Source organism: Chryseobacterium sp. GM_Chr_2, from assembly GCF_026540445.1.
Lineage (GTDB): Bacteria > Bacteroidota > Bacteroidia > Flavobacteriales > Weeksellaceae > Chryseobacterium.
Genome location: NZ_JALNUD010000002.1, coordinates 454,976 through 478,786, shown reverse-complemented (window position 1 = coordinate 478,786; position 23,811 = coordinate 454,976). Strand labels below are relative to the sequence as shown.

The following is a 23,811-nucleotide window of genomic DNA, read 5'->3' as shown; positions in this document are numbered from 1 at the left end:
ATTGATGTTTACAGCGTTTTAGATTATTTTGGTTTCCCAACTGGCGGAGAGTGAGGGATTCGAACCCCCGGACCTGTTACAGTCAACAGTTTTCAAGACTGCCGCAATCGACCACTCTGCCAACTCTCCTTTGAAACTCCGATTGTATCGTTGTTTTCAGTGGTGCAAATATAGAAACATTTTTAATACTGTCAAAACATTTTATTGATAAATTTTAACAAAACTTAATAATCAGCTATAAATCAGTTGAATTATTTTTCACAAACATTGATTAATAAAGGAAATTTTAGGATCAGAAATAAAAAAAAACGTGCCTCAAAAAAGAAACACGTTTTCATATTTTAAGATTAATTTTTGCTAATTAATGCAATTCCGCTAGATATTTTTCAGCATCCATTGCCGCCATACATCCGCTTCCTGCTGCTGTAATTGCTTGTCTGTAGATATGATCCTGAACGTCTCCCGCCGCAAAAACTCCAGGAAGATTTGTTCTTGAAGATCCTTTTTCAGTATCAATATATCCGTTTTCGTCTAAGTCAATTTGACCTTTGAAAATATCTGTATTTGGTTTGTGACCGATTGCGATAAAGATTCCGTGAACATCAACTGTAGATTTTTCTTGAGTCTGGTTATTGATAACAACCGCTCTTTCTACCAAGTTATTCTCACCTTCGATACCAATCAATTCATGGTGGAATTTCACTTCAATATTCGGTGTATTCTGAACTCTGTGAATCATTGCTTTAGATGCGCGGAACTCGTCTTTTCTCACCAACATCGTTACTTTGTTTACCAATTTTGCAAGATAAGTAGCCTCTTCTGCCGCCGTATCACCAGCTCCTACAACCACAACATCTTTTCCTCTATAGAAAAAACCGTCGCATGTTGCACAAGCAGAAACACCTCCGCCATTATATTTTTTCTCGTCATCAAGACCTAAATATTTTGCAGTTGCACCTGTAGAAATAATTACCGTTTTAGCGAAAATTTCTTTGTTTCCTGCATATAATTTGTGAACACCGCCTACTTCTTTAGAAAACTCAACTTTCGTGATCATTTCATAATGCACTTTTGTGTCGAATCTTTCAGCCTGCTTTTGCAAATCCATCATCATTTCAGGACCTGTAATTCCCGCCGGATATCCAGGGAAGTTATCCACTTCCGTAGTTGTCGTTAATTGCCCGCCCGGCTCCAAACCTGTATACAATTCAGGTTTTAAGTCTGCTCTTGCCGCATAAATAGCTGCTGTAAAGCCAGAAGGCCCAGATCCAACGATCACACAATCTAAAATGTTTTGCTCCATAATTTGCTTTTCAAAAGATTTAAAAATTTACGTCCGCTAAGTTCGTAATTTTTAATATTTATTTAAACTTATTTTAATGATAGTTGTCAATATCTAATATGTCGATTTTCAATTGTTGATAGTTGATTGTTTTTGGTTGATAGCTTTTACCCCATCAACTAGCAACTATAAACCATCAACCAAATCACACTTTCATTTTAATCTTATCGACATTGATGATTTTGTAAACCAATTCCTTAATTAGTTCCGCTTCGCTCATGTTGACAGCGCCTAATCCTTTTCCTTTCATATCGAATTCTCTTAAAATCGAAATGACTCTTGTGGCATGTTTTAAAGGATATAATCTTGCGGATTCTGCATAATCTTTAAGAAAATAAGGATGAACACCCATTTGAGAAGCAATAGTTGGCTGTGGTTGTCCCGCCATTGTATGATAGATAATGACATTGGAAAAATAATTATACAAACTCGCCAACATCATCACAAAAGGATTATTTTTAGGATTTTTGCCCATAAAATGAGCAATTTTAAATGCTGCGTTGGCATTTTTTGTTCCTAAAGCTTTCTGCAATTCGAAAACGTTGTATTCTTTGCTGATGCCAATGTGGTCTTCGATGATTTTTCCGTCAAGAACCTCACCCGGTTTCAGGATTATTTTTAGTTTATTTAATTCATTCGCGATTCTTGAAAGGTCGTTTCCAAGATATTCTGCCAGTAAATGAGAAATATTGGGTGCAGTTTTTATCCCAAGTGAAATACATTCGTCGGAAATCCATTTTGGAAGATTATTTTCCTTTATCGATTCACTTAAAAATAAGGCATTGATTTTATCTAAAGATTTCGTAACCTTTTTTCGGCTGTCTAATTTCTTGTGTTTATATGCGAAAACCAAAACTGTAGACGGAACCGGATTTTCAACATACGTTTCCAACGCTTTTGTTTCGGGTTCGTTTAGCTTTAAATCCTGTGCTTCTTTTACAATGATTACCTGCTTATCGCCCATCATCGGAAACTGTCTCGCCAACGAAAGAATTTCCTGATAAGTGGTATCTTTTCCGTAAACCACTGTTTGGTTAAAAGCTTTTTCGTCTTCGGTTAAAAAGTCGTGTTCGAGGGCTTTTACAGCAAGATCTATAAAGTAAGGTTCTTCTCCGTGGAAAAAATAAATAGGTAAAACTTCTTTATTTTTAATATTTTTGAGGATTAAATCTAATTCTTTCATCTTATAAATGGAACTTCCAAAACTGAATTTTCAGGAAACTTTTGATTTTAAATTCAAGAAAGACAAAGATAAGTTTTTTATTTATGACTTGGTTCGTAAAACTTACCTTTTGCTCACTCCTGAAGAATGGGTGCGCCAACATTGGATTCACTATTATCTGACCGTAAAATCCTATTCAACTTCTGCTTTAATTACCGAAAAAAAGATTGTTTTAAACGGTTTAACAAAGAGAATAGACCTCTTAATAACAGAAAAAACAGAACCTATTATTTTGATTGAATGCAAAGCTCCACAAATTAAATTGACAGAAAAAACATTTGAGCAAACTGCAAGATATAACTCTATCATCGGAGCAAAAGAAATCATTCTAACGAATGGTTTGCAGCATATTAATGCATATTATGAAAATGAACAATATCAATTTTACAAACCTAGTTAAGGCTAAGGATAAGGTTGAGGCTAAGGTTGAGATTAAAATTGACTTTAAAAATTAAATAATGGTCTATTCATTCTTTTTCTGAGTTATTTTAGTAATTTAGATGAAGGATTTTTAATTATTACGGTTTCTAACAGGCTTTTGTCATTCTTGAAAGAATCTAAACAAAACTATTCAAAGATTCGAGTTTTGATTATGTACGGGATGTCAAACAGAGTGTTGAATTAGGGTAAAACAGTGGATATCCGACAAAATACGTAGCCCCGATTGAAGCGACATCCTTTTGGATTGCGGTTGGAGCGAAGCGGAGACCGTAACCCAAAAGATACAGCGGAAAGCGGGATAAAGCTTCAAAGAAAAAAATTAATTTAAAATTATGATACGTTCAATATTATTCGCAGCATTTTTAATGAGTTCAGGAACTATTTTTAGTCAAAATCTTAAAACGGTTTCTTATCAAGATGGTTCGCAAAAACTAAATGGTTTGGTGACTTCAAATGCAGGAAAAAAACTTCCCGGAGTTTTGATTTTACCCGCCTGGAAAGGAATTGATGACGAAGCCAAAAATGCGGCTTTAGAACTGGAAAAACAAGGTTATGTTGCTTTTGTTGCAGATATTTATGGGGAGGGAAATATTCCAACCAATATGGATACTGCCGCAAAAAACTCCGGATATTTCAAAAAAAATTATGATTTATACCAAAAGAGAATTTCTTTGGCATTGGATCAGTTGAAGAAAAACGGAGCGGTAGCAGATAAAATTGCTGTCATTGGTTATTGCTTTGGAGGAACCGGTGCGTTGGAATCTGCACGTGGAAGCCTTCCGGTGGTGGGTGTTGTTTCAATTCACGGAAGTATCGGGAAAGATCAATCGAGAGCAAACGGCCCAATTTCTACAAAAATTTTGGTTGAAAATCCAGCGGACGATAAAAGTGTAAGCCCTGAAGATTACAACAATCTGATCAAGGAAATGAACGATGGAAATGCAGATTGGCAAATCATTACGTATGCTCACTCCAAACATACTTTTACCGATCCGAAATCACCGGATTATAATGCTGTGATGGCAAAAAGAGCCTGGAATCATACGCTAATGTTTTTGAAGGAGATTTTGAAATAATGAAATTTATTTGAATCATAAAAAGTTGGTGAAAAATTTCATCAACTTTTTTTATATCTGATGAAGAAAAATAAAAAACACATTTATAAAATTATTTCTAATTTTGTAGACTTTAAATTTTTAAGATACAATTTCTTATTCCTAAGTCAAACTGTTTTTCATGAAATTTCTTTCTGTTTTTCTGTGTTTTATGTCTTTTACTTTTGTTTTTTCTCAAAGCAATCAGGAATTATTGAAAACTCTTGACAAAGAAATCAATCAGAAAGAGATTTACAGCAAGAAAAAAGAGGAAGCGATCGATCAGCTTAAAAAAAATAATTTTCAAAGTTTAGATCAGCAATACCTTAATAATGAGAATATTTACAAGCTCTACAAGCAATTTCAAATTGATTCTGCAGTGCATTATGTAAAGAAAAATATGGCGATTTCGGAGCAGCTTAACAATCCTAAAATGAAAGCTGAATCGAGTCTTCAACTGGCTCACCTCTACTCGACTTTAGGGAAGTTTAAAGAGTCTGAAAACCTCTTAAAAAGCATTAATAAGAATGTTTTAGACACTCAAACTAAAGCAAATTATTACGATACCTACAGTAAATTTTACGAACATTATACTACCAATATTCATGATGTTAATGGAATAAAAAATATTGAACTGTATCGCGATTCACTTTTAATGGTGCTTCCAAAATCTTCGGTTCAGTATAAAATCAATCTTTCGCAAAAATTTATTCATGAAGGCAAAGCTGATGATGCTGAAAAAATTCTGCACAATTTAATAACTGAATCCAAGAAAAAGAATCTGGATTACGCCATGTCGGCTTATCTTTTGGGAGACGTTTATAAACTGAAAAAAAAACAGGATGATGAGTTAAAATATTATCTTATTTCAGCCATTACGGATACTCAAAACGCAATAAAAGACAATGCTTCTTATCAAAATCTGGCACTTATTTTTTACCACAATGGAGATATCGACAACGCATATCGCCTCACAAAATCTGCCATTGAGGATGCTATTTTCTGTAATGTAAAATTCAGAACACTGAATATTTCCGAAATGTATTCCATCATCAATAAGGCGTATGTGGATAAAGAAACAGAGTCTAAAAGTCAGTTGAAACTCTATCTTATTTTGATCAGTTTATTAACACTCCTTCTTGCTTTTTTAATCGTTTATATTTACAGACAGATGAAAAAAGTAACAAAGATTAAAGAACAACTCTCCGAAACTACCGATCAACTAGCGCTTTCCAATGCTGAAATTACCAATACCAATAATCAGTTGCAGCAATTGAATCAGCAATTATCGGAATCAAACCATATTAAAGAAGAATATATCGCCTATTTTTTCGATACCTGCTCCACTTACATCAATAAAATTGAAGATTATCGTAAAAATTTAAATAAAAAGGCAAAAGATAATCAACTGGACGATCTCTTTAAAACGTTAAAATCGAATACGCTTATCGAAAACGAACTGGAAGAATTGTATCGAAATTTCGATCAGATTTTCCTAAATCTTTATCCGAGTTTTGTCAATGATTTTAATTCTTTGCTTGTTCCTGAAGAAAAAATTGTTTTGAAAAAAGGTGAACTTTTAAATACCGAACTCAGGATTTTTGCCCTTATCCGATTAGGGATTACTGACAGTGTAAAAATTGCTGACTTCTTGAGATATTCATTAAGCACGATTTATAATTACAGAACCAAAACCAGAAATAAAGCGGCGGTGTCAAGAGATCAGTTTGAAAATGAAGTTTCAAATATTGGAGAAATGGCTTCGAAATAATTTGACTTCTAAAAAACTCAAATTAGAAGATAGAATTCTGGTAATGTAGCGCTGATAAAAGTAAAATCTCTCAACATATGTATATTTTTTCAAAATAATACCTACCTACATTTGCGCTTATATTTATATAAGACAATGAACAAACTACTTCAACTATCACTTCTCTGCTTGGGAATTCTTGCTTTTTCCCAAAAGAATAATACCGCAAAGACCAATACAATCTCTCACAAAAATCCGAGTACTCTTTTTGATCCTACCCCTTTTGCTTTTTCACATTCTACTACAAATAATACGGAAGGTCAATATGTTTTCATTTCCGGGCAAAGCGGCGGGGAAGATCTGAATCATCATCTTTCTGCCGATTTCAGAACGCAGGTAAAATATTCATTAAAAAATCTTGAAGCTGTACTTAAAGAATATGGACTTGGCGTAAAAGACATTCTTAAGATCACGATTTTGATTGTTGACCACGATCAGGAAAAACTAAAAATTTGGTCTGAGGAGATGCACAATACCTGGCAACATAATAATTTTCCGGCAAGCACTTTAGTTCCTGTTCCAAGATTGGCTTTGGACGGTATGATGATCGAAGTGGATGCTATCGCTTTTTTGAAAAAATAACAGCACTTTTCATTTCAATAAAAATTCAGGAACTCGGTCCAAAAATTGGTTCAAAATAGAGATAAAATCATCAAAAAAATGACTTTAATTCAGTCTGTTTTTTTATAAAATCGCTACATTTTCAATCTTTAAAATTTAAATAACTAATTAATTTTCAAATTTTTAAATTTTAAAACCACTACTTTTTAGCTTTCTATCCCGATTTCGTTTGTTATAAATTTTAGTTTTGCCCTGAACGGTTCACTTAACATTTAATTTATATTTTTTAATAATGAAAAGGGTTATTATCGCGGCTTGTATTGCGGCAAGTATATTCAAAGTAGATGCGCAAACTATTGCTCAATCTGAAAAGGTAAAGATGGATAAATTCATCACCGAACTGATGAGTAAAATGACGATTGAGGAAAAAATTGGTCAGCTTAATTTTCCGGGTGGCGGAGATGTAACAACCGGGCAGGCTAAAAACAGCAATATTGCAGATAAGGTAAGAAAAGGAAATGTAGGTGCCATTCTGAATCTGAAAGGTGTTGAAAAAATAAAGGAAATCCAGAAAGTGGCTGTAGAAGAAAGCCGCTTGAAAATTCCTTTATTTTTTGCGCTGGATGTTATTCACGGTTACGAAACAGGCTTTCCGATTCCTTTAGCATTGGCTGCTACGTGGAATCCAAAAGCCATCGAACAATCTGCAAGAATTGCAGCGAAGGAAGTAAGTGCAGACGGAATCAGCTTAACTTTCAGTCCGATGGTTGATGTTTCCAGAGACCCGCGTTGGGGAAGAGTTTCTGAAGGAAATGGTGAAGATCCTTTTTTAGGCGGTGAAATAGCCAAAGCTTTAGTGAAAGGTTATCAGGGCGACAACACCTATAAAACCAATTCTCAGATTATGGCCAATGTGAAGCACTACGCTTTATATGGCGCGAGTGAGGCGGGAAGAGATTATAATACGGTAGACATGAGCCGCCAGAGAATGTTCAATGAATACATGTACCCTTACAAAGCGGCTGTAGATGCAGGTGTGGGTAGTGTTATGACATCATTTAATGATATTGACGGAATTCCGGCTTCTGCCAACAAATGGCTTTTGGATGATGTATTGAGAAAGTAATGGGGCTTCACAGGTTTCATTATGACCGATTATACCGGAGTGAGTGAAATGGTAGATCACGGAATCGGAGATTTGCAGACCGTTTCTGCAAGAGCTCTGAAAGCCGGAGTTGATTTGGATATGATAAGTGAAAGTTATTTAGCCACATTGAAAAAATCTTTTGATGAAGGAAAAGTAAGCACAGCCGACATTGATAAATCATGTCGCTACATTCTGGAAGCGAAGTATAAAATGGGATTATTCAGCAATCCTTATAAATATATTGATACAAAAAGACCTGCAAAAGACATTTACACTCCTGAAAACAGAGCATTTGCGAGAAAAATTGCTGCAGAAAGTTTTGTTTTGTTGAAAAATGACAATGTTCTTCCATTAAAAAAACAAGGAACTATTGCAGTTGTTGGTCCATTGGCCAACACAAGATCTAATATGCCCGGAACATGGAGCGTTTCTGTAGATTTGAAAAAACCATCGACTTTGGTTGAAGGAATTCAGTCAGTTGCAGGGAAAAATGTGAAAGTTCTTTATGCAAAAGGAAGTCATTTGACTGCCGATGCCGAGCTTGAAAAAAGAGCAACGATGTTTGAACGTGGTTTGGGTAGAGAGAATGAAAAGCGCAGCGACGAAGAAATGATTAAAGAAGCGCTTGATGTGGCTTCAAAATCAGATGTTATTGTGGCTGCTTTGGGAGAATCTTCAGAATTTAGTGGAGAATCAAGCAGCAGAACGGATCTTAATATTCCTGATGTTCAGCAGAAATTACTGGCAGAATTAGTAAAAACAGGAAAACCTGTAGTTTTGGTAGCATTTGACGGAAGACCTTTAACTTTAAACTGGGAGAAAAAGAACGTTCCAGCGATTCTTAATGTTTGGTTTGGAGGTTCTGAAGCGGCTCCGGCAATCGCAGATGTTCTGTTTGGAGACGTAAACCCAAGCGGAAAATTACCAATGACCTTTCCTCAAAATGTAGGACAAATTCCAATTTACTACAATCATAAAAATACTGGAAGACCGTTGCCTGAAGGAAAATGGTTTGAGAAGTTCAGATCAAATTATATTGATGTAAGCAATGATCCGCTCTACCCTTTCGGATATGGTTTGAGCTATACAAAATTTGAATATGGTGATATTAAATTAAGTTCCAATAAAATCTATCAGAACGGAACGATCACGGCAAGCATTGATGTCACCAACAAAGGTTCTTTACAAGGTCAGGAAGTCGTACAGTTGTACATTCGTGACATTGTGGGAAGCATCACGCGTCCTGTAAAAGAGCTGAAAGGTTTTGAAAAAATTTCATTAAAACCGGGTGAAACAAAAACCGTTACCTTTAAAATCACACCTGAACTGTTGAAATTCTACAATTACGATTTGGAATTTGTAGCCGAACCGGGAGATTTCGACGTAATGATCGGCACAAACAGTCAGGAAGTGAAAAAAGCAAAGTTCACTTTACAATAGATATAATTTCTTCAATTATATAGTTGCATTGTAAATAGCCGGTTTCATCGGCTGGCTATTGCAAAGCATCGTTTTTATACAGTTGTTTTTTGAGACGCAAAATCTAAGTTGATACAGTTAGTTAGGTATTTTTTCTCTTGGATTTATTTTGCGTCTCAATTTTTATTTTACATCCAGTTTATATAATTTATTTGAAGCTTTTTCCCGCTTTCCGCACTCGCTATTTCCTTACAGGTTTCGGCGCGGCAGCTTCGCTGCCGCGCCGAAACCTGTAAGGAAATGAGCTCAAACAAGGCTGCAATCGGGGCTAGGGTGTCAGCCATTCATTTAAAAAGTTGGTGAAAACATTAAAACCTGTTTAAATTTTTAAATATACAGAAAAGTCATTTTGAGCAAAATAAAGCGAAATAAAAACATCCCAAATACATGAATTCCAAAATATTATCCATTCCATAATACTTCGCAAAATTCCATTCAGGATAAAAAAATTAGATAAAATTCAAATAACTTTTCACTTTACATAACAAAACAGACCACCCAAAAGCAGTCTGTTTTTCATTCAAAATAAACAATCAAATTTACTTCGGTATACTTCTTATCAAAGGATTGACAATGGACTGACATCCGTTAATCGTCACAGGAATATACTGTACTTCACCCGCGATACAATTACTGCGATACACTTCAATTTTTAAATATAAATTATTTGTTTTACTGTAATTTTTATACATTTTATTCAATTTAAAATTTAAAAGATTTTGCAACGGGTTTCCAATTACAGTTTCAATCACGGAATTCAGAATATCTTTCCATTCCGTAATATTTCCTACCGAATCTTTCTCTGCATAAGCAAATGATAAATGATAAGACGTACAAGGTTCCAGTAAATTAAACGTTAACGGATTTGATAAACACAACGACTGCTCATCTTGTTCCAGATCAAAATAAGGTAAAACAGAAACATCATACACATACGTTTTACTTCCCAAAAGATTCGCCGAAATCACATTATTTAAACGAAGTTCTACACGGTCGAAAGCTGCCCCAATTCCATCTAAAATAATTGCCGTTTTCTGCGACGCCTGATTGGCAATTAACTTTAATAAATCTAATTTTACAATCTGAGAATCTGAAGCACTTACTTCATCTCCCACAGGCATATCTCCCAAATAACGCTGAATTGTAAAACCTCCAAGCACATTCACATCCAAAATAGGCAATCCCTCAGAGCTCATCACAATTCTTACTTTGTCTCCCGGTCGGGCAATTTCTTTAAACTTTACGGTAAGAACCTGCTTATTCAAAACTCCTAAAGAAGTATTAAAAATGGCTGCCGTATCGTAATTCGGGGTTCCGTGTAGTACCGACGAACTATTATTTATCGCATCTGCCGCAAGATAAGGATACAAAACCCCAGACAAAGTTGTGGCAACGCCTAATCCAGCATCCTGAACGCCATACAAAACATCTTTTGCAGAATGATTCAAAAGTAAAGATGAACTAGAATTTCCTGGAATTTCTGCGCTGCTTACCAAAATATTAGCTTCACAAGCCTGAGCCTGTGTCAACGGAATTCTGTCATCAATATACATTCCGTACACTCTGGCAGAATTGAAAAGTCCCAAAACACTTCCCATCAAAATTCTTACTCCGCCATATTCTATCGCATTTCCTGAAGCATCTTTAGGGATAAAAGAAACATCTATGGTATTATTTCCAACCAATAAATTCAGAAGATCCAATTCGCCAATAGATTTTACTGGGCCAACAGGATTTCCGCTCTTATCTAAAGTTTGAAGCGTAATTCCGCCTAATAATTGCAAAACGCCGTAGTCTTGTCCGAGTTTAATCGTCATGGGAGTTCCTGCCGGAATCGGGCTCGCAAACGCATTCGAAAAACCAAGATCTAACCAGGAATTTCCTATTCCGGCTAATGAAATTGCATTAAAAATAGTGGCATATGTAGAAAGATCATTGTCGATTGCTTTTTCGCTATTCGTGCTTCCTCCCGTTAAAATGGCACCTGTACTTTTCAGATTGGCCATTCTTTGTACATATCTGTAGTCACATTCTTGTCTGTCATACACGAAAACCGTAACTCTTTTCACAATATCACAGTTTCCGGCCGCATTTACAGATTTAGCATAATAATTATAAGTTCCTATTTTGGGAAAGTTAATCGTTTGACCAGTTACCTCCTGATTAGTAATTTCATCATAAATTCTTACCCCTGTACTTCCTGGTAACTGACTTTGATAATTTGCAGCACTAAAAGTTGTTGAAGCATCAGCAATTCCATCAAAATTAGCATCCAAAGGCAGGCTAATGCTTGTATTTCCGGTAATTTTATACTCTTTATTTTCTATGGCAGTGAAAGCAATATAATCGCTTGAACAATATCCGGCATCGGTTAATCCTTTAATATAATAAGTTCCGAGTGGCTGCCATTTATTGGCTTGTTTTTCAGCAGCAGTTTTAAAAGGAATTTCTTTTTGATTGCTATCTACTACTATATATCCGTCGAAATTTGCATTGTAATTTGGAATGATTTGAGTAATGTCAAACTTCCTCGTTCTGATGTTATTATTTAAAAACTCAAAAGAGCAAACCTTTTTTATTTCAGGCGTATCATCTACGAAAGCAACGTCGTACACACGAATATCTTCTGCATTAATCAGGTTTACAGAAAGCGGCTTAAATATTCTGATTCCTACTTTATCAAAAGGAATAATATTTCCTGCTGCATCCCGTGGAGCAGCCAGAAAACTGAATTCTGCATTGTTTTGATTAATTAAACCTAAAAGATCTAATCCTAGCACATTAGAATCCAGCTTCACGGAAGAAACTTCCTGTCCGTCTTTATAAAAAACCACCGAAGATTGGCTTGCGACATCTAATTTTAAAAGCCCAGAAGGAATGCGAACTTTCAATCTAACTGCTTTGTCGTGAACTGCTTTGGGCAAATGAAAAAATTGCTCAACAGTTCCCGAAGCATTCAAATTTAACAAAGCCGTAATCCCGATCTTCGAAAACGTGGTAAGATCATTATCTATAGCCAAATGTGCATTAGTTACAGGTTCAGAATTAATTAAACTTAATAATCCTCCGCCCGCTGTATAAGACGTTAATAAGGAAACGTTACAATCTGAAACATCATTTTTAAAATAATAAGAATCATACACTTTAAAATTGTTGACCCCGCCAAAAAGTAATGAAAAAGAAGTTTTATCATTTATTTCAATGGTTTTTACGGCTTCTTTTGGATAAAATATAGCGTAATAATTTTGAGCGGCATCTTTTGCAATGGTAATTTTATCCTGATTAGCATTAGAATTGGTTGTAGAAACAGAAATAACACTATTTCCGGCTGCATTTTTAAGATTAAATGAAGTTACGTGCTCGCCTCCGATCACCACTCCTAAGACTCCTTTTAAAAGATTCCCCAAACTTCCACCTAATAAGGCATCTAAAAGTCCGGTTTCATTGGAGTTTACTTTCATGTAAAATTTAGAATTCGCCGGAACATACGCTGTAGAATTATTATATTCCATAGTAAGCGTTCCCGAATAGCCTAATAATCCCAAAGCCGTTCCTCCGTAACTATTGATTTGTGCGAAAGTATTTACATCTGAGTCATTGGCGTTTGCGGGGCTGGTGACATTAGTTCCGGATGAGGTATTGGGTCTTACTTTCTGTGTGGTTTGACTATTATATAACCCTGAAAACAATAAGAAAACGAGGAGTATAAAGGTTTTGTTAATCGTATTTTTCATATTTTTCAATTCAAAATATTTCATTATTTCAATACGAAAACAATGTTTACAAAAGAATAATCTGTTCCGGTTCCGATAACGTCATAAGTAAGAATGCCATTTTCATCAATACTTAAATTTGCCATCGATGTATTATCATAATCAGTCACATAATAATAAAGTTCATTAGCATTTGGAATATTGCCAATGGTATCTGGCGCATTCGTACTTTTTACAAAAGTGGTTCTTGTTTCTGTACCTATACTCCCACCAGTTGTAGAATTGGCTACAAATTTTTTATTCGTAAACTGTGCTTTATATTCAGCATATAAATTTCTTCTTAATCCCGTTCCTGGAGATGAAGTATTGAAAACAATGGAAGGCATATAAAAAAATTTAATCGGCGAATCTAGATTCGTGTTGAGTTTCATCCATCTTCCTTCACCATTTAGATTGGGCTCGAAATAATAATAACCTGCTGATTTTACATCTGTCGTTTTACCACTTGCATCTGAAGTTACTCCAGAAGTAACGTACACTAAACTAGCCTGTTGGTCACCAGAATAGATAAGATCTTTTGCTTTCAGTTCGTCTCCCGTTAATCTTGGCGGGATAATCCCTTCCACAGAAGTCGAATTTCCTGATTCCTTAACATGTAAAGTAGCTTTTGGCTCTGGTGTGTTAATCCCTACTTGAGCTGATAAAGTAATGGTTGTAAGTAATCCGATGAGTGTGTAATAGGTTTTGTTCATAACATTATTGATTTATAATTTTTGCTAATAATCTATCAATCAACAACAAACTAAAATATACATTTAAATAATAATAAATCTCCAGATAGTGATTATAGCCACAAAAAAATATCAAACTCTTTTCGGAGTTTGTCATTTAAAATTGGAAATATTCACATTAGAATTCTTTTATCACGTGTTATGACAAAAAAGTAATTAGTGGAGAAAATATAGGCAGAATTATATCCGTTGGGACATAAGATGTTTATTCCTTTGTATCATGGTAGTTTGTTAGTTTTCGCTGCAAAGATAATTATTTTTATTAACAAAATACAATTAAACACGCTTTATTATAGAAAATTTTACACAGTTATAACAATTAATTTGCATAAAATAAACTTTGATTGAAAATTCAAAAATAATTATAAAGTCTGTTTAAATTTTATCTAGAAGTTTTTGCTGTTTTAATGAATTAATTTGTAACCAAACATTAAACAAATAGCACATTGATATTTAAAGTTTAAAAATTTGTTATAAAATCTGTTTAAATTATTTTCAATTTATTCATTATAGAAATTAGAATGACAAAATATGATAGAGTTGGCGAATTTCCTAGCCCTGATTGAAGCTTTGTTTGAGCTCATTTTAGATATTTCGGCGCGGCAGCTTCGCTGCCGCGCCGAAATATCTAAAATAGCGAGTGCTGAAAGCAGGAAATAGCTTCAAAAAAAAGACAATTCGATAAAATCAAAAACTTACTCAATCTCTTTAATTAAACGAAAAGTAAGATTAATTCTTGGTTTTATTATCTTCAAAGACTTCGCAATTCTATGCTCCCAGTTTTGTTGCAGATCGCCTTTCATAATCAATAAAGAACCGTGGTGAAGTGGTAAACTATATTTTTTTTGATGGTCATCAACCTTCCTGAAATCAAAATTTCTTGTCTGTCCCAGACTCACAGAAGCGATAACCGGCCGATTGCCCAACTCGCTTTCTTTATCGCGATGCCATGCTACGGAATCATTTCCGTCCCGATACAAATTCAACAAAACGGAATTGAATTTATAGCCGGAAAATTTTTCGATTTTAAGCTTTAAGTTCAATAATTCCGGTGACCATTGATTGACCAAAAATTTATTCTCACCTAAATGGTAAAATTTATTTTCATTGCCGTACCAAGCCGTTAAACGGGGAGTCAGAACCGTTTTATCATACATTTTTTGTGAATTCTGCTTCCAAGGCGTTTCGTTCAGAAGTTTTTCTTCCAGCCTTGAAGCTTCTTTTTCGGATAAAAAATGGTTGGTATATTCTAATAATTCCTCCGGAAACTGGTAAAAATCATCGGAATTGAATAAACTTAACTGACTCACTATTTTTAATTGAATTTATTTTTCTTTTAGATCCTTATTGATCTGTTTTTCTGCATTTTTCGCTTTCTTTTCCTGAGCTTCCCTTATTTTACGTTGCTCTCTTCTCGATTTTTTCTCTGCTCTTCGTTCTTCGCGAATTACTTTATTCGATTTTTTATTGTAAAGCGCATCAATAATCCCCTGCCCTGTTTTGCTGAAAATCTTCACTTTTGGCTTTTCATGAGTTCCTGTTACTACGATCGGGAAACCAACCCATCCGCCGGGCGGCAGCCCTACTCTCACCTGAAGATCCAACAATCCATTAAAACTTGTTGTTCCGCTGATCGATGGTCTTAATACTGAAACTTTAAACGTGAATTTATCTACATGAATCAAATTATTTTTGATATGTGTCTCAATATTTACTCCTTTCATATCAGGATCATTAAAGGCTTTCGAACCAATATTATCTCCCACCGCAGAAAGCATTTTCAGATTTTTAACCTCAACATCACGAAGATTGACAACTCCGCCACCTTCCAAAGAAGGATAAATCGGTGTCATATTTTTATCAAAATCTCCTTTCAGTTTATAATCCAAAGATACAATTCCTTTTACATTTTTCGCAGCGGTTGCCATCTCACGAACCATATCAATTTCTTTATACGCTCTCTGAACATCAAAATCCAACACTTTCAATGCTACATCATAATTGGCAGTTAACGGAGATTCATCCTGATAACGGGCATCAATATTCATGCGGCTTCCAATAATATCAAACGAGGTATTTTTAAGATAAACCTGCCCTTTATCTACAGAAGCAGTTCCTTTAAGATGATTTAAACCTAACCCTTTAAACTCAACTTTTTTAGCATTAGCGACTAAAGATACATCTAGATTTTTCGGAATAATAACCACTCCACTGCTTTTCGGATTTTCAACTTTAGCATATTCTACATCAATAGATTTCTTAGAGTTATCACCTTCTTTCAACGCCATAAATTCATCAATCAGGATATAATTTGAGTTTAAATTAAACTTTCCATGAAGCGTCCCTTTTCGTTCTATAAAATAATTAATAGTGTTCAAAAGATAGCCATTCAAAGCAAAATCTGATTTTCCATAAGTGGCAAAAAACTTTCGGAACCACATTTTTTCATTCTCAAACTGGAAATTTCCTTCCTTAATAAAAAACGATTTAGGTAAATATTCGGTGGTGGCTTTTATATTTTTTAGAATTAAATTCCCTTTATTATCCAACTTACTGTACTGCCCTTTCGTGGCATAACTTTGTCGACCGTTTAAAGATAAATCGGCCATAATTAAACCACTAACATCGAAGCCTTTTTTAGCAAAGACTTTATAAATTCGACCTACATTTAAAACGCCTTTTGCACGAACTTTATATAAAACGTCTTCAAAATTCTGCAAATCTGCATTTACAAACACAGGATTTCCTTCAAAATCAAACTTGAAAGGATCCAGCTTTACGCCAAGACTTTTGAAAGTACCGTCGTTATTAATAATATTGGCCACCAAATTAATATTCTGAATCGCATTCGGGTAATATTTTGTTTTTAACCAACCATTTTTCAGGTTTAAATAACCATTTGTTTTAGGAAATAATTTTTTGTCTAAACTAAAGATTCCATCCGCTTTAATATTGGTATCCATCAATCCTCTTATATCAATATCTTTCAATCCTAAAGCTTCATCCAAGGTTTGAAGATTCACCGCACCTTTTACATCGGCCTTTATTTTCATCTCGTTAAGACCTTTAGTCGTTACAACTGCTCTGAAATTATTGTTCGGACCAAGATCAAAACTAAGTTTTTTCAAATCAATTCCAAGTTGTTCTGTATCTAACGATGGTAAATCCACATTCAGGTCCATATTTAAGTTATTCATCGGAACCGGAGCTTTTCCATTGGAAACAAAACCATTTTTTACCAATAAACGGGCTTTTAATCGCGGTTTTAGATTTTTAGGTTCACTAAAACGTCCTTTTAAATGAAAATAAAGATCACTATTTCCTTCAATCTTAATATCTTTTGCCCAATCGAGATATTGCGGAGGCAATACAGAAATCATTTCTCGAATAGTTGTTTTTTCTGATGCAGCCTGAATATCAAGATTATACCCATCTTTCAAAATACTTAAAAAACCTGTAAACTTTAAAGGTAATTCATTGATTCTTAATTCGTTTTTTCTCAAAACGAAGGTTAACGCATTGGTATTGATTCTGGTGATTAAATCTGCATGTAAAGTTTTCTGTTTAGCGTAATAAATTCTATCTAAACTAAAATCAAGCTTATTAATATCGAGATTGGTTTCAAGATCGAAAATATCTTCACTTAGACCTCCTTTTCCTGTATAATTGAGCCCTTTAGCATCAACCAAAACTCTTGCAGAATGATCGTTATATTTTACATTCCAGTTTTTAAGCTTAATCAAATCTAGTTTTATGGAAGTTCCGGAATCTGCGGTATCTTTCGGTTTATCAGATGGTTTTGATACATATACATTGTAATTTGCCTCCCCTTTCGTATTTACAAAAACGTTCGCATAAGCATCCGTCACATATATTTCATCTATTTTTACCTGACGGTCGAAAATGAGACTTTTAAGATTAATTCCTGCCGCTACTTCTTTGGCTGCCAATAAAGTATCTTCTTGAAATGGTTTGGAACCCTTCAACAAAAAATCATCCACGGAAACCGTAAGTGATGGAAAATGTTTAAAAAAGCTTAAATGCGTTCTTTTATAATCGAGTTTACCTGCTAAATGTTTATTGGCAAATATTTTTACCTGCTCCGAAATGGTTCCCGGAAATAAAATAGGAATAATAAACATGAGAAACAAGATGGAGGCAATGGAAATTCCCGTCCATTTCAGAATTTTCAAAATGATTTTCTTAAACCTTTCCATAAACAGATATTTTTGTGATTGATAAATTAACAGCTATCTAAAATCAAGCCATTAAGGCAGGAACATTTGGCAAAAAACACCATCAAACCTCGAAATATTAAAAAATAAAACAGGCTTATCTTAAGCGACAGCCTATTTTTTAACAAGAAGTTTGTTTAAACTAATTTTAAATTTAACCGCAAAAGAAGCAAAAGATCTTATTGGATTTATTTAAAGGAGTTCAAAAGTATGCAAAGAGAAAAAATCAAAGATTTTTTTTAACTTATGTTATCTTTTTTATTTAAGTATTAAACTTAAACAACTAAAGTGTTAAAATCTGGGCGCAATAACTCCCTCTGCTGTAGTACCATCGGTCTTTTTTGGAGTAACATCCAACGTTGCTTTAGGATTAGAGTTATTGATTCCGATCTGAGCACTTAAAAAAGGTGCAATGATGAAAAAAGGAAGAAATAAATGTTTTTTCATGAATATAATTTTTATTGGTTTTCTTTATTACTAACCAGTAAAAACACATTGATATTGAAAAATAATAATTTCTTCAACATGAAAAGAATTCATCCTAAATAAGCAATACAAATTTCAATCAGAGTGTTTAATAATGGTCCAAAAAAGCCGCAATCTCAGAAAGCGGAATTTTTTGAAAAGAAAGGAGGCAAAAAATCCTCCTTTCAAACTAATAACCTAAAAAGCCTATTTGACTTCTTTATATTGTGTGTGTTTTTTTATCTGCTTTTTAAGAAGCGGTTTCCAAGGTTACCTTATATTAAAAACAGTTTCATCATTTGTATTGATTACAACTACAGCCTATCAACCATAGCTATAAATTATTTACCTAATTATATAAAACAAAAATTTAAAACATTAATTATTGTTTATACGGTAAATTTTATACTACAAAGTAACAATATTGCGAAATAAAATTACCAATGAAGAATGTAGATATTTATCGATGAAAAAAGCCAACTTCATGATAAGTTGGCTTTGTATTTACATTGAATTTAATTTGTTTAGGTTGTCCTGTTTTGCAAAACCTCTTTTATGCCTTCCAAACCTTCGCTGAATTGGGTTAAAAGAGAAATTACCTGAACCATTCGATCATTATCACCAAGACCTTTTATCATTTTATTTTTGACAAAAGTCTTTTTTATTTCTTCCCAGCGTAATTTTTCATGTTCGGTCATAATGTTCATCATTTCTTTCAGTTTCAACATATTGGATTCCGCTCCCGTCGTCAACGTTTGAGATTCATTTTGATAATGATTTAACACAATCTGCACAACCTCATCATCTTTCAGAATAGGCTGCATCTGTACGATCAGTTTGTTCATATTTCGGTAAGAACCCTGAAGCTTAAACGGCGGTTCGTTACGATAATCATCTGCCATTGCTGCGGAAGCGATATATTGGCTGTTCACCTTAAGCACAATATCACGTACTTTCATGGTGTTTTCAAGTACCTTTCTAAAGTCTGAAATCTCATTTGAGCTAAAATTTCCTAACAGGTCAACCGCAGGATTATCTGCCTGCACGGCGTCGTAAAGTCTGTATAAATTTTCCATTCCCGGTTGTGTCAATCGGCTTAAATAATCGTTGGAAGTCAGCGCATTTTCAATTAAACTTAAATCAAATAATTCGGTTTTACTTCCCGAAATCTCACCTAAATTATACGTATCAGAACGGTTCGCCAACATATCCGGAATTTTAAACTTCTCCCCGTTTTCTGTGTAAGGATTACCTGCCATCACCAAACAGAAACGCTTAGAACGAAGATCATAGGTCTTACTTTCTCCATTATAAATTCCTTCAATTTTTCGTTGTCCGTCTGCCAAAGAGATAAATTTTTGCAAAAATTCCGGATTACAATGCTGAATATCATCAAGATATAACATCACATTATCAGCCATTTCCAGAGCCAAATTTAACTTTTCCAGTTCCTGTTTTGCTCCGGCATTTTTAGCTTCACTTGGATCGGTTGAAATAATATCATACCCGATCGACGGCCCGTTAATCTTCATAAAAACAAGCCCCATTCTGTCGGCCATATATTCCATCAACGTAGTTTTTCCGTAGCCCGGTGGCGAAATCAAAAGCAGCATTCCCATTCTGTCGGTTCTTTTATCATTTCCGACCGTTCCTAACTGTTTGGCCAAATTAGCTCCGATTAAAGGAAAGTAAACCTCACTAATTAGTTTATTTCTGACAAATGAACTCAGCACCTGCGACTGGAAAGTCTCCAGTTTCAACGATTTTTTCTTGCTGCTGACCCAAGTTGATTTCAATTCCTGAAGCTTTTTGTATTTTGGAACTGTAACTTCGTTAAAATAATCTAAACGCGAAGAAAATTCATAATAATTAAGATGATATTCCACATCTTTTTCCAACGATTTTAAACTTTTCAATGAGGTTTCATAGGCAACGTGCTGAATATTTTTTTCATTAAAATTCTGAGTTACTAAAAAAGTTGCCGTTTCCTGTTTTATATTTTCCTCAACATTTAATTCTTTGCTGAAAATAAATGCCTGCAAAGCACTTTCTGCAATAAAATAACACGCTGAAGGATGTAGATATAAAGCCTCGATCTGATCTGCAAATTCAAGGTCTTTCCCTTTTTCTTTAAGATCTGAAAAGAATGCTTCATATAAATTTCCGGCTTTTTCAGAGACGATAAAATGTTCTCTGTTTTCCTTTTTAAGATAAATGGCGGCATTCTCAAAACTAGTTTCAACGAAAAAATTACTGTTTCGGGCAAACAATTCTATTTCAGAAGACAATTCATTCACGAGATACTGAAAACCTTTATCTGTGGTAAAAGATTGCGAAATAAGTGTCGCTGCCTCAAACTGTTTAGCAAAATAAGCCTTTCTTTCCTGATCCAGAAACTTCCAGAAAAGCTGAGCAACGGAACGTTCCTGAGAAGTAAACCTCATCAGTCCCAATTCGTTATGCATCTGCTGGAGTTTGGTTGTGATCAGCAAAGCATCCTCGTCATGAATTCCTTTTACCAAACCTTCTCCAAAATGTTCCATCATAAAGTGCTGAATCAATTGTCGGTTTTCTTCTTCCACCACGATATTTTTATTTTGGTTAAAAATATTCCATGATAAATATTCGAAGCGTTTTACCTTTTGATTTTCAGAGATATATTCCTGATTCCAAACTTCTTTATAATCTGAAAGCGCTTCAAAATCGAGAGGTTCGTAAAAGCTTGTTCCAGTTAAATGATAATAATACTGTGCATTTTTAAGCACCATCGTAAGATCAAGCTTCTGGCGATTGACGGCAAATTTATAATCACCTAACGCAATTACATGATCTCCATCTGCATAAATTTCCTTCTTATCTTTCAGTTTTCGTGCAGATTCCTGCTGAGAAGTTTTCAGTAGCGTCTGAATTTCCTCCGCTTTGGCAGAATCTTCCATTTCCATAAGCTGTCGGGCCATATCTCTGACTTTTTCCACCATAAGATCGGTCGCAAAATAGCCGTTGATCTCGTTTTCACTGTCAAAACTTTCGGCTTTGGTCTGAACAGATTTTAAAATCCTTTGCGCAGAATCATAAAAATTCTGAGTTCTTTTATTTCGGGATTCGGTAAGCTGAACCCTTTTATTCTGGAAATGACCATATACCTCTTCCCTTTTTTCGACGATCTTCTGAATAAATTCTTCAAAATCAACAAACTTGGTTTCCATATCTTCCAGCTGAATGGAAAGCTTGGTAAGGTATTCATCACATTTTTCCGGCGTCTGAGAAAGTTCTAAAAAGTTGATGACCGACTGATCAAACAAAGTCGTTTGTGCCTGAAAATCAGCAGAAAGTTCTTTTCCTGAAATTTCTCTTTTTCTTTTTGAAAGTTCTAATCTTTCCTGATTCAATCTGGCGAAAATCAGGGAAATATTTTCGATAATCTGAGTCGACTGTGAGGTATCTTCAATTTTCAGATTGTTCACAATATCTACCAAAAGCTCCAACTGAGCAGACAGGTTATTGATCTCTTCCTCAATGGCTTTTGCATCAATGGCTTTTTCAAGATGAATAATCTGTTCAGTAATCGTTTCTGCACGTTGCTGATAAGGTAACAGCGAGTTTTCCTGCAAAAGGAAAGTGACACAAGCATTTGAAAGTTCTTCCGAACGCTCTGAAAGCGATTTTTCCAAACCATCAAGAATCTCAGTATCGGCATATTTCAGTTCTCTGGCACTGGTAATTTCTCCACGCAGGGCGCGGATTTGGGAGAGCATATCGATATATTCCGTTAATTCAGAATAATGAATTCTCTTTGTATCATCAAGCGTTTTTTCACAGGCTAGCTTTATTTTTTCAATCGCTTCTGCCGTATTTTTCTTTTGTTCAACGACTTTTTCGTATTCATTGATCGCCGAATGGGCAATTTGCCTGATCTCTTTTAAAGGCTGATCGAGATGCTGAATTTCTTCTTCACCCAAAAAGTAATAAGCATCGAGAATCGTGGTGGAAAGCTTAACAATATCATCGTAAAGTCCGCTGTAAGAATCTTTTTTATTCAATAAAGTAATCAATTCCTGACTTTCAGCCATCACGCGAACGATGTCTTTATTTCCTATTTTGTATAATAAATTATCAGATTTTTCAGTATTTTCCTGTAATTCTTTCGAATATGGCGACTGCCAGATCTGGGCAAGATGGTGCTTCGTAGTTTCTACACTTTCCCTTAAATAAATCAGCCTTCCGTCGTGCAGAATTGTATAGCCACTGCATCGAATGGGCGTTTCAATAGTCTGTGTGATGATATTATACGAAATCAGCTGATAATTATTGGTTTTATCATCATAGAAAACATATAAAAAATTTTCACCATTAGGTTCAGGAATAGTTTTCAGATAATGTAACCTGTTTTGATCCTGAGAAATGACCTTTAAACCTCCGGTTTGCAGTGCATAACCATTTGAAAATAAAATTCCCTGACTTTCGGGAAGCAAAACCGCCGCATATTTTAAAGTATCAACCCTGGAGACTGTCTTTTCCTTATGGTTATAAATAAAATAACGCTCCGTTTCCTGATAAGGCCTGATTTTAAACAAAACCAAATTCCCCAAATCACAGAAATGAATTTCAGCATCATCCAGATTCTGATCTTTATGAACCACATCTTCCGAATAAATTCCTTTTCCCGTTTCTGTATTATCTTCAATTTTAATGGTAAGATCGCCTCCGATAGATTCCACAAAAACCTTATCTGCCAGAGAAACATGAGGATATTTTCCGTTTCGCTGCATATCGCGGGTTGCTTTCGTCCATGTAAAGCCATGTTGTGGCGGATAACTGACCTCGGAAGCACTTCTAGAATCAATATAAACTAGCGTATTTTCTTTAATTAACCACTTGAATGCCTTGATGTCCGTTGTGCTTTCAGAAAGCTGGAATACCATGTACAGATAGTTTTCCGTGAAGTAAAAACGGGCAAAAAAGGTATTTCTGTAATATTTATATAAATTTTTGAACTCATCAATAAAAATTTCATCATTGATTAATGAAACATCCTGAGGTTCAAAACGGTTATTATTAATTTTATGAATGGAAAAAACATCGGTAATATTTACTTCAGTCTGCATTCCCAAATGTGCATTGGAACCGAAAATCAGAAGATCGTTGAAAGAAAAAATATCCTTTGCCACACAGCTGTGATCTGTAGAAATTCTTTCGTTGGCAATTAATGAAAAATCGATACCTCCGAAAATGTTTTTACGTTTTTCATTCAGCTTCTGAAGCCTTTCAACAAGGTCGTTTTTCTGCTCATTCAGACGGTTCTGAATAATTTCGTATATCCCTGAATTAAGTTTTTCTGACATAATTTTGGTTTAAATAATTTTATGCTTATCCCGATTTAATAGTATTTAATTTTAACGCAAAGCCCGCAAAGTTTTTTTAAAATACTCAATGTTTTTAAGTTCGCAAAGGCGTTTCACTCAGCAAAGACCATAAAATTTAAATACTGTAAATTCTAGATACATAAAATTT

12 protein-coding genes, 1 tRNA gene and 1 pseudogene are annotated in these 23,811 nt (G+C 34.6%); 5 read left to right on the top strand and 9 right to left on the bottom strand.

Going from position 1 to position 23,811, the window contains the following annotated elements:
• Positions 1 to 41 precede the first annotated feature (41 nt).
• The 3 genes from OXQ85_RS05330 to holA all read right to left on the bottom strand — a co-directional run bounded on the left by OXQ85_RS05330 (position 42) and on the right by holA (position 2,525).
• Positions 42 to 129 (bottom strand) — tRNA-Ser (locus tag OXQ85_RS05330).
• Between the two features lie 232 nt (positions 130 to 361).
• Positions 362 to 1,303 carry a thioredoxin-disulfide reductase gene (gene trxB, locus OXQ85_RS05325; protein WP_267402777.1) on the bottom strand — a complete coding sequence of 314 codons (942 nt, stop codon included), beginning with the start codon at positions 1,301 to 1,303 and terminating at the stop codon, positions 362 to 364.
• Between the two features lie 184 nt (positions 1,304 to 1,487).
• On the bottom strand, positions 1,488 to 2,525 hold the full coding sequence (gene holA, locus OXQ85_RS05320) for a DNA polymerase III subunit delta (protein ID WP_267402776.1): 1,038 nt from the start codon (positions 2,523 to 2,525) through the stop codon (positions 1,488 to 1,490).
• Positions 2,526 to 2,532: 7 nt separating this feature from the next.
• On the opposite strand from holA, the gene OXQ85_RS05315 reads away from it, so the two are divergent.
• The 5 genes and pseudogenes from OXQ85_RS05315 to bglX all read left to right on the top strand — a co-directional run bounded on the left by OXQ85_RS05315 (position 2,533) and on the right by bglX (position 9,057).
• The gene (locus OXQ85_RS05315; protein WP_267402775.1) at positions 2,533 to 2,964 is read left to right on the top strand and encodes a type I restriction enzyme HsdR N-terminal domain-containing protein; all 432 of its coding nucleotides are present in this window, start codon (positions 2,533 to 2,535) and stop codon (positions 2,962 to 2,964) included.
• 373 nt (positions 2,965 to 3,337) lie between these two features.
• Positions 3,338 to 4,081: a dienelactone hydrolase family protein gene (locus OXQ85_RS05310; protein ID WP_267402774.1), complete on the top strand. Its 744-nt coding sequence runs from the start codon at positions 3,338 to 3,340 to the stop codon at positions 4,079 to 4,081.
• Positions 4,082 to 4,241: 160 nt separating this feature from the next.
• Entirely contained in the window at positions 4,242 to 5,870 is a 1,629-nt protein-coding gene (locus OXQ85_RS05305) for a DUF6377 domain-containing protein (RefSeq protein ID WP_267402773.1), read from the top strand.
• 135 nt (positions 5,871 to 6,005) lie between these two features.
• Positions 6,006 to 6,491, top strand: coding sequence for a RidA family protein (locus OXQ85_RS05300; RefSeq protein WP_267402772.1), 486 nt, complete (start codon positions 6,006 to 6,008; stop codon positions 6,489 to 6,491).
• A 271-nt stretch (positions 6,492 to 6,762) separates the two neighbouring features.
• A pseudogene (gene bglX / locus OXQ85_RS05295) lies at positions 6,763 to 9,057 on the top strand (beta-glucosidase BglX).
• A gap of 578 nt (positions 9,058 to 9,635) precedes the next feature.
• Here bglX and OXQ85_RS05290 read toward each other — a convergent pair.
• From OXQ85_RS05290 to OXQ85_RS05265, 6 genes are all read right to left on the bottom strand, one after another.
• Positions 9,636 to 12,830: a hypothetical protein gene (locus OXQ85_RS05290; protein WP_267402771.1), complete on the bottom strand. Its 3,195-nt coding sequence runs from the start codon at positions 12,828 to 12,830 to the stop codon at positions 9,636 to 9,638.
• Between the two features lie 23 nt (positions 12,831 to 12,853).
• On the bottom strand, positions 12,854 to 13,561 hold the full coding sequence (locus OXQ85_RS05285; RefSeq protein WP_267402770.1) for a hypothetical protein: 708 nt from the start codon (positions 13,559 to 13,561) through the stop codon (positions 12,854 to 12,856).
• A 734-nt stretch (positions 13,562 to 14,295) separates the two neighbouring features.
• Entirely contained in the window at positions 14,296 to 14,910 is a 615-nt protein-coding gene (locus OXQ85_RS05280; RefSeq protein WP_267402769.1) for an alpha-ketoglutarate-dependent dioxygenase AlkB, read from the bottom strand.
• A gap of 15 nt (positions 14,911 to 14,925) precedes the next feature.
• Positions 14,926 to 17,817 carry an AsmA-like C-terminal region-containing protein gene (locus tag OXQ85_RS05275; RefSeq protein WP_267402768.1) on the bottom strand — a complete coding sequence of 964 codons (2,892 nt, stop codon included), beginning with the start codon at positions 17,815 to 17,817 and terminating at the stop codon, positions 14,926 to 14,928.
• A 309-nt stretch (positions 17,818 to 18,126) separates the two neighbouring features.
• Positions 18,127 to 18,282 (bottom strand): hypothetical protein, encoded by a 156-nt coding sequence (locus tag OXQ85_RS05270; RefSeq protein ID WP_267402767.1) that lies wholly within the window; start codon positions 18,280 to 18,282, stop codon positions 18,127 to 18,129.
• A 542-nt stretch (positions 18,283 to 18,824) separates the two neighbouring features.
• Complete coding sequence (locus tag OXQ85_RS05265; RefSeq protein ID WP_267402766.1) at positions 18,825 to 23,642, bottom strand: DNA repair ATPase; 4,818 nt, start codon at positions 23,640 to 23,642, stop codon at positions 18,825 to 18,827.
• Positions 23,643 to 23,811 lie beyond the last annotated feature (169 nt).

Excerpts from the sequence above, each read along its gene's own strand:
- trxB (WP_267402777.1), bottom strand. The coding sequence starts at position 1,303 with ATGGAGCAAAACATTTTAGATTGTGTGATCGTTGGATCTGGGCCTTCT.
- holA (WP_267402776.1), bottom strand. The coding sequence starts at position 2,525 with ATGAAAGAATTAGATTTAATCCTCAAAAATATTAAAAATAAAGAAGTT.
- OXQ85_RS05315 (WP_267402775.1), top strand. The coding sequence starts at position 2,533 with ATGGAACTTCCAAAACTGAATTTTCAGGAAACTTTTGATTTTAAATTC.
- OXQ85_RS05310 (WP_267402774.1), top strand. The coding sequence starts at position 3,338 with ATGATACGTTCAATATTATTCGCAGCATTTTTAATGAGTTCAGGAACT.
- OXQ85_RS05305 (WP_267402773.1), top strand. The coding sequence starts at position 4,242 with ATGAAATTTCTTTCTGTTTTTCTGTGTTTTATGTCTTTTACTTTTGTT.
- OXQ85_RS05300 (WP_267402772.1), top strand. The coding sequence starts at position 6,006 with ATGAACAAACTACTTCAACTATCACTTCTCTGCTTGGGAATTCTTGCT.
- OXQ85_RS05290 (WP_267402771.1), bottom strand. The coding sequence starts at position 12,830 with ATGAAAAATACGATTAACAAAACCTTTATACTCCTCGTTTTCTTATTG.
- OXQ85_RS05285 (WP_267402770.1), bottom strand. The coding sequence starts at position 13,561 with ATGAACAAAACCTATTACACACTCATCGGATTACTTACAACCATTACT.
- OXQ85_RS05275 (WP_267402768.1), bottom strand. The coding sequence starts at position 17,817 with ATGGAAAGGTTTAAGAAAATCATTTTGAAAATTCTGAAATGGACGGGA.
- OXQ85_RS05270 (WP_267402767.1), bottom strand. The coding sequence starts at position 18,282 with ATGAAAAAACATTTATTTCTTCCTTTTTTCATCATTGCACCTTTTTTA.
- OXQ85_RS05265 (WP_267402766.1), bottom strand. The coding sequence starts at position 23,642 with ATGTCAGAAAAACTTAATTCAGGGATATACGAAATTATTCAGAACCGT.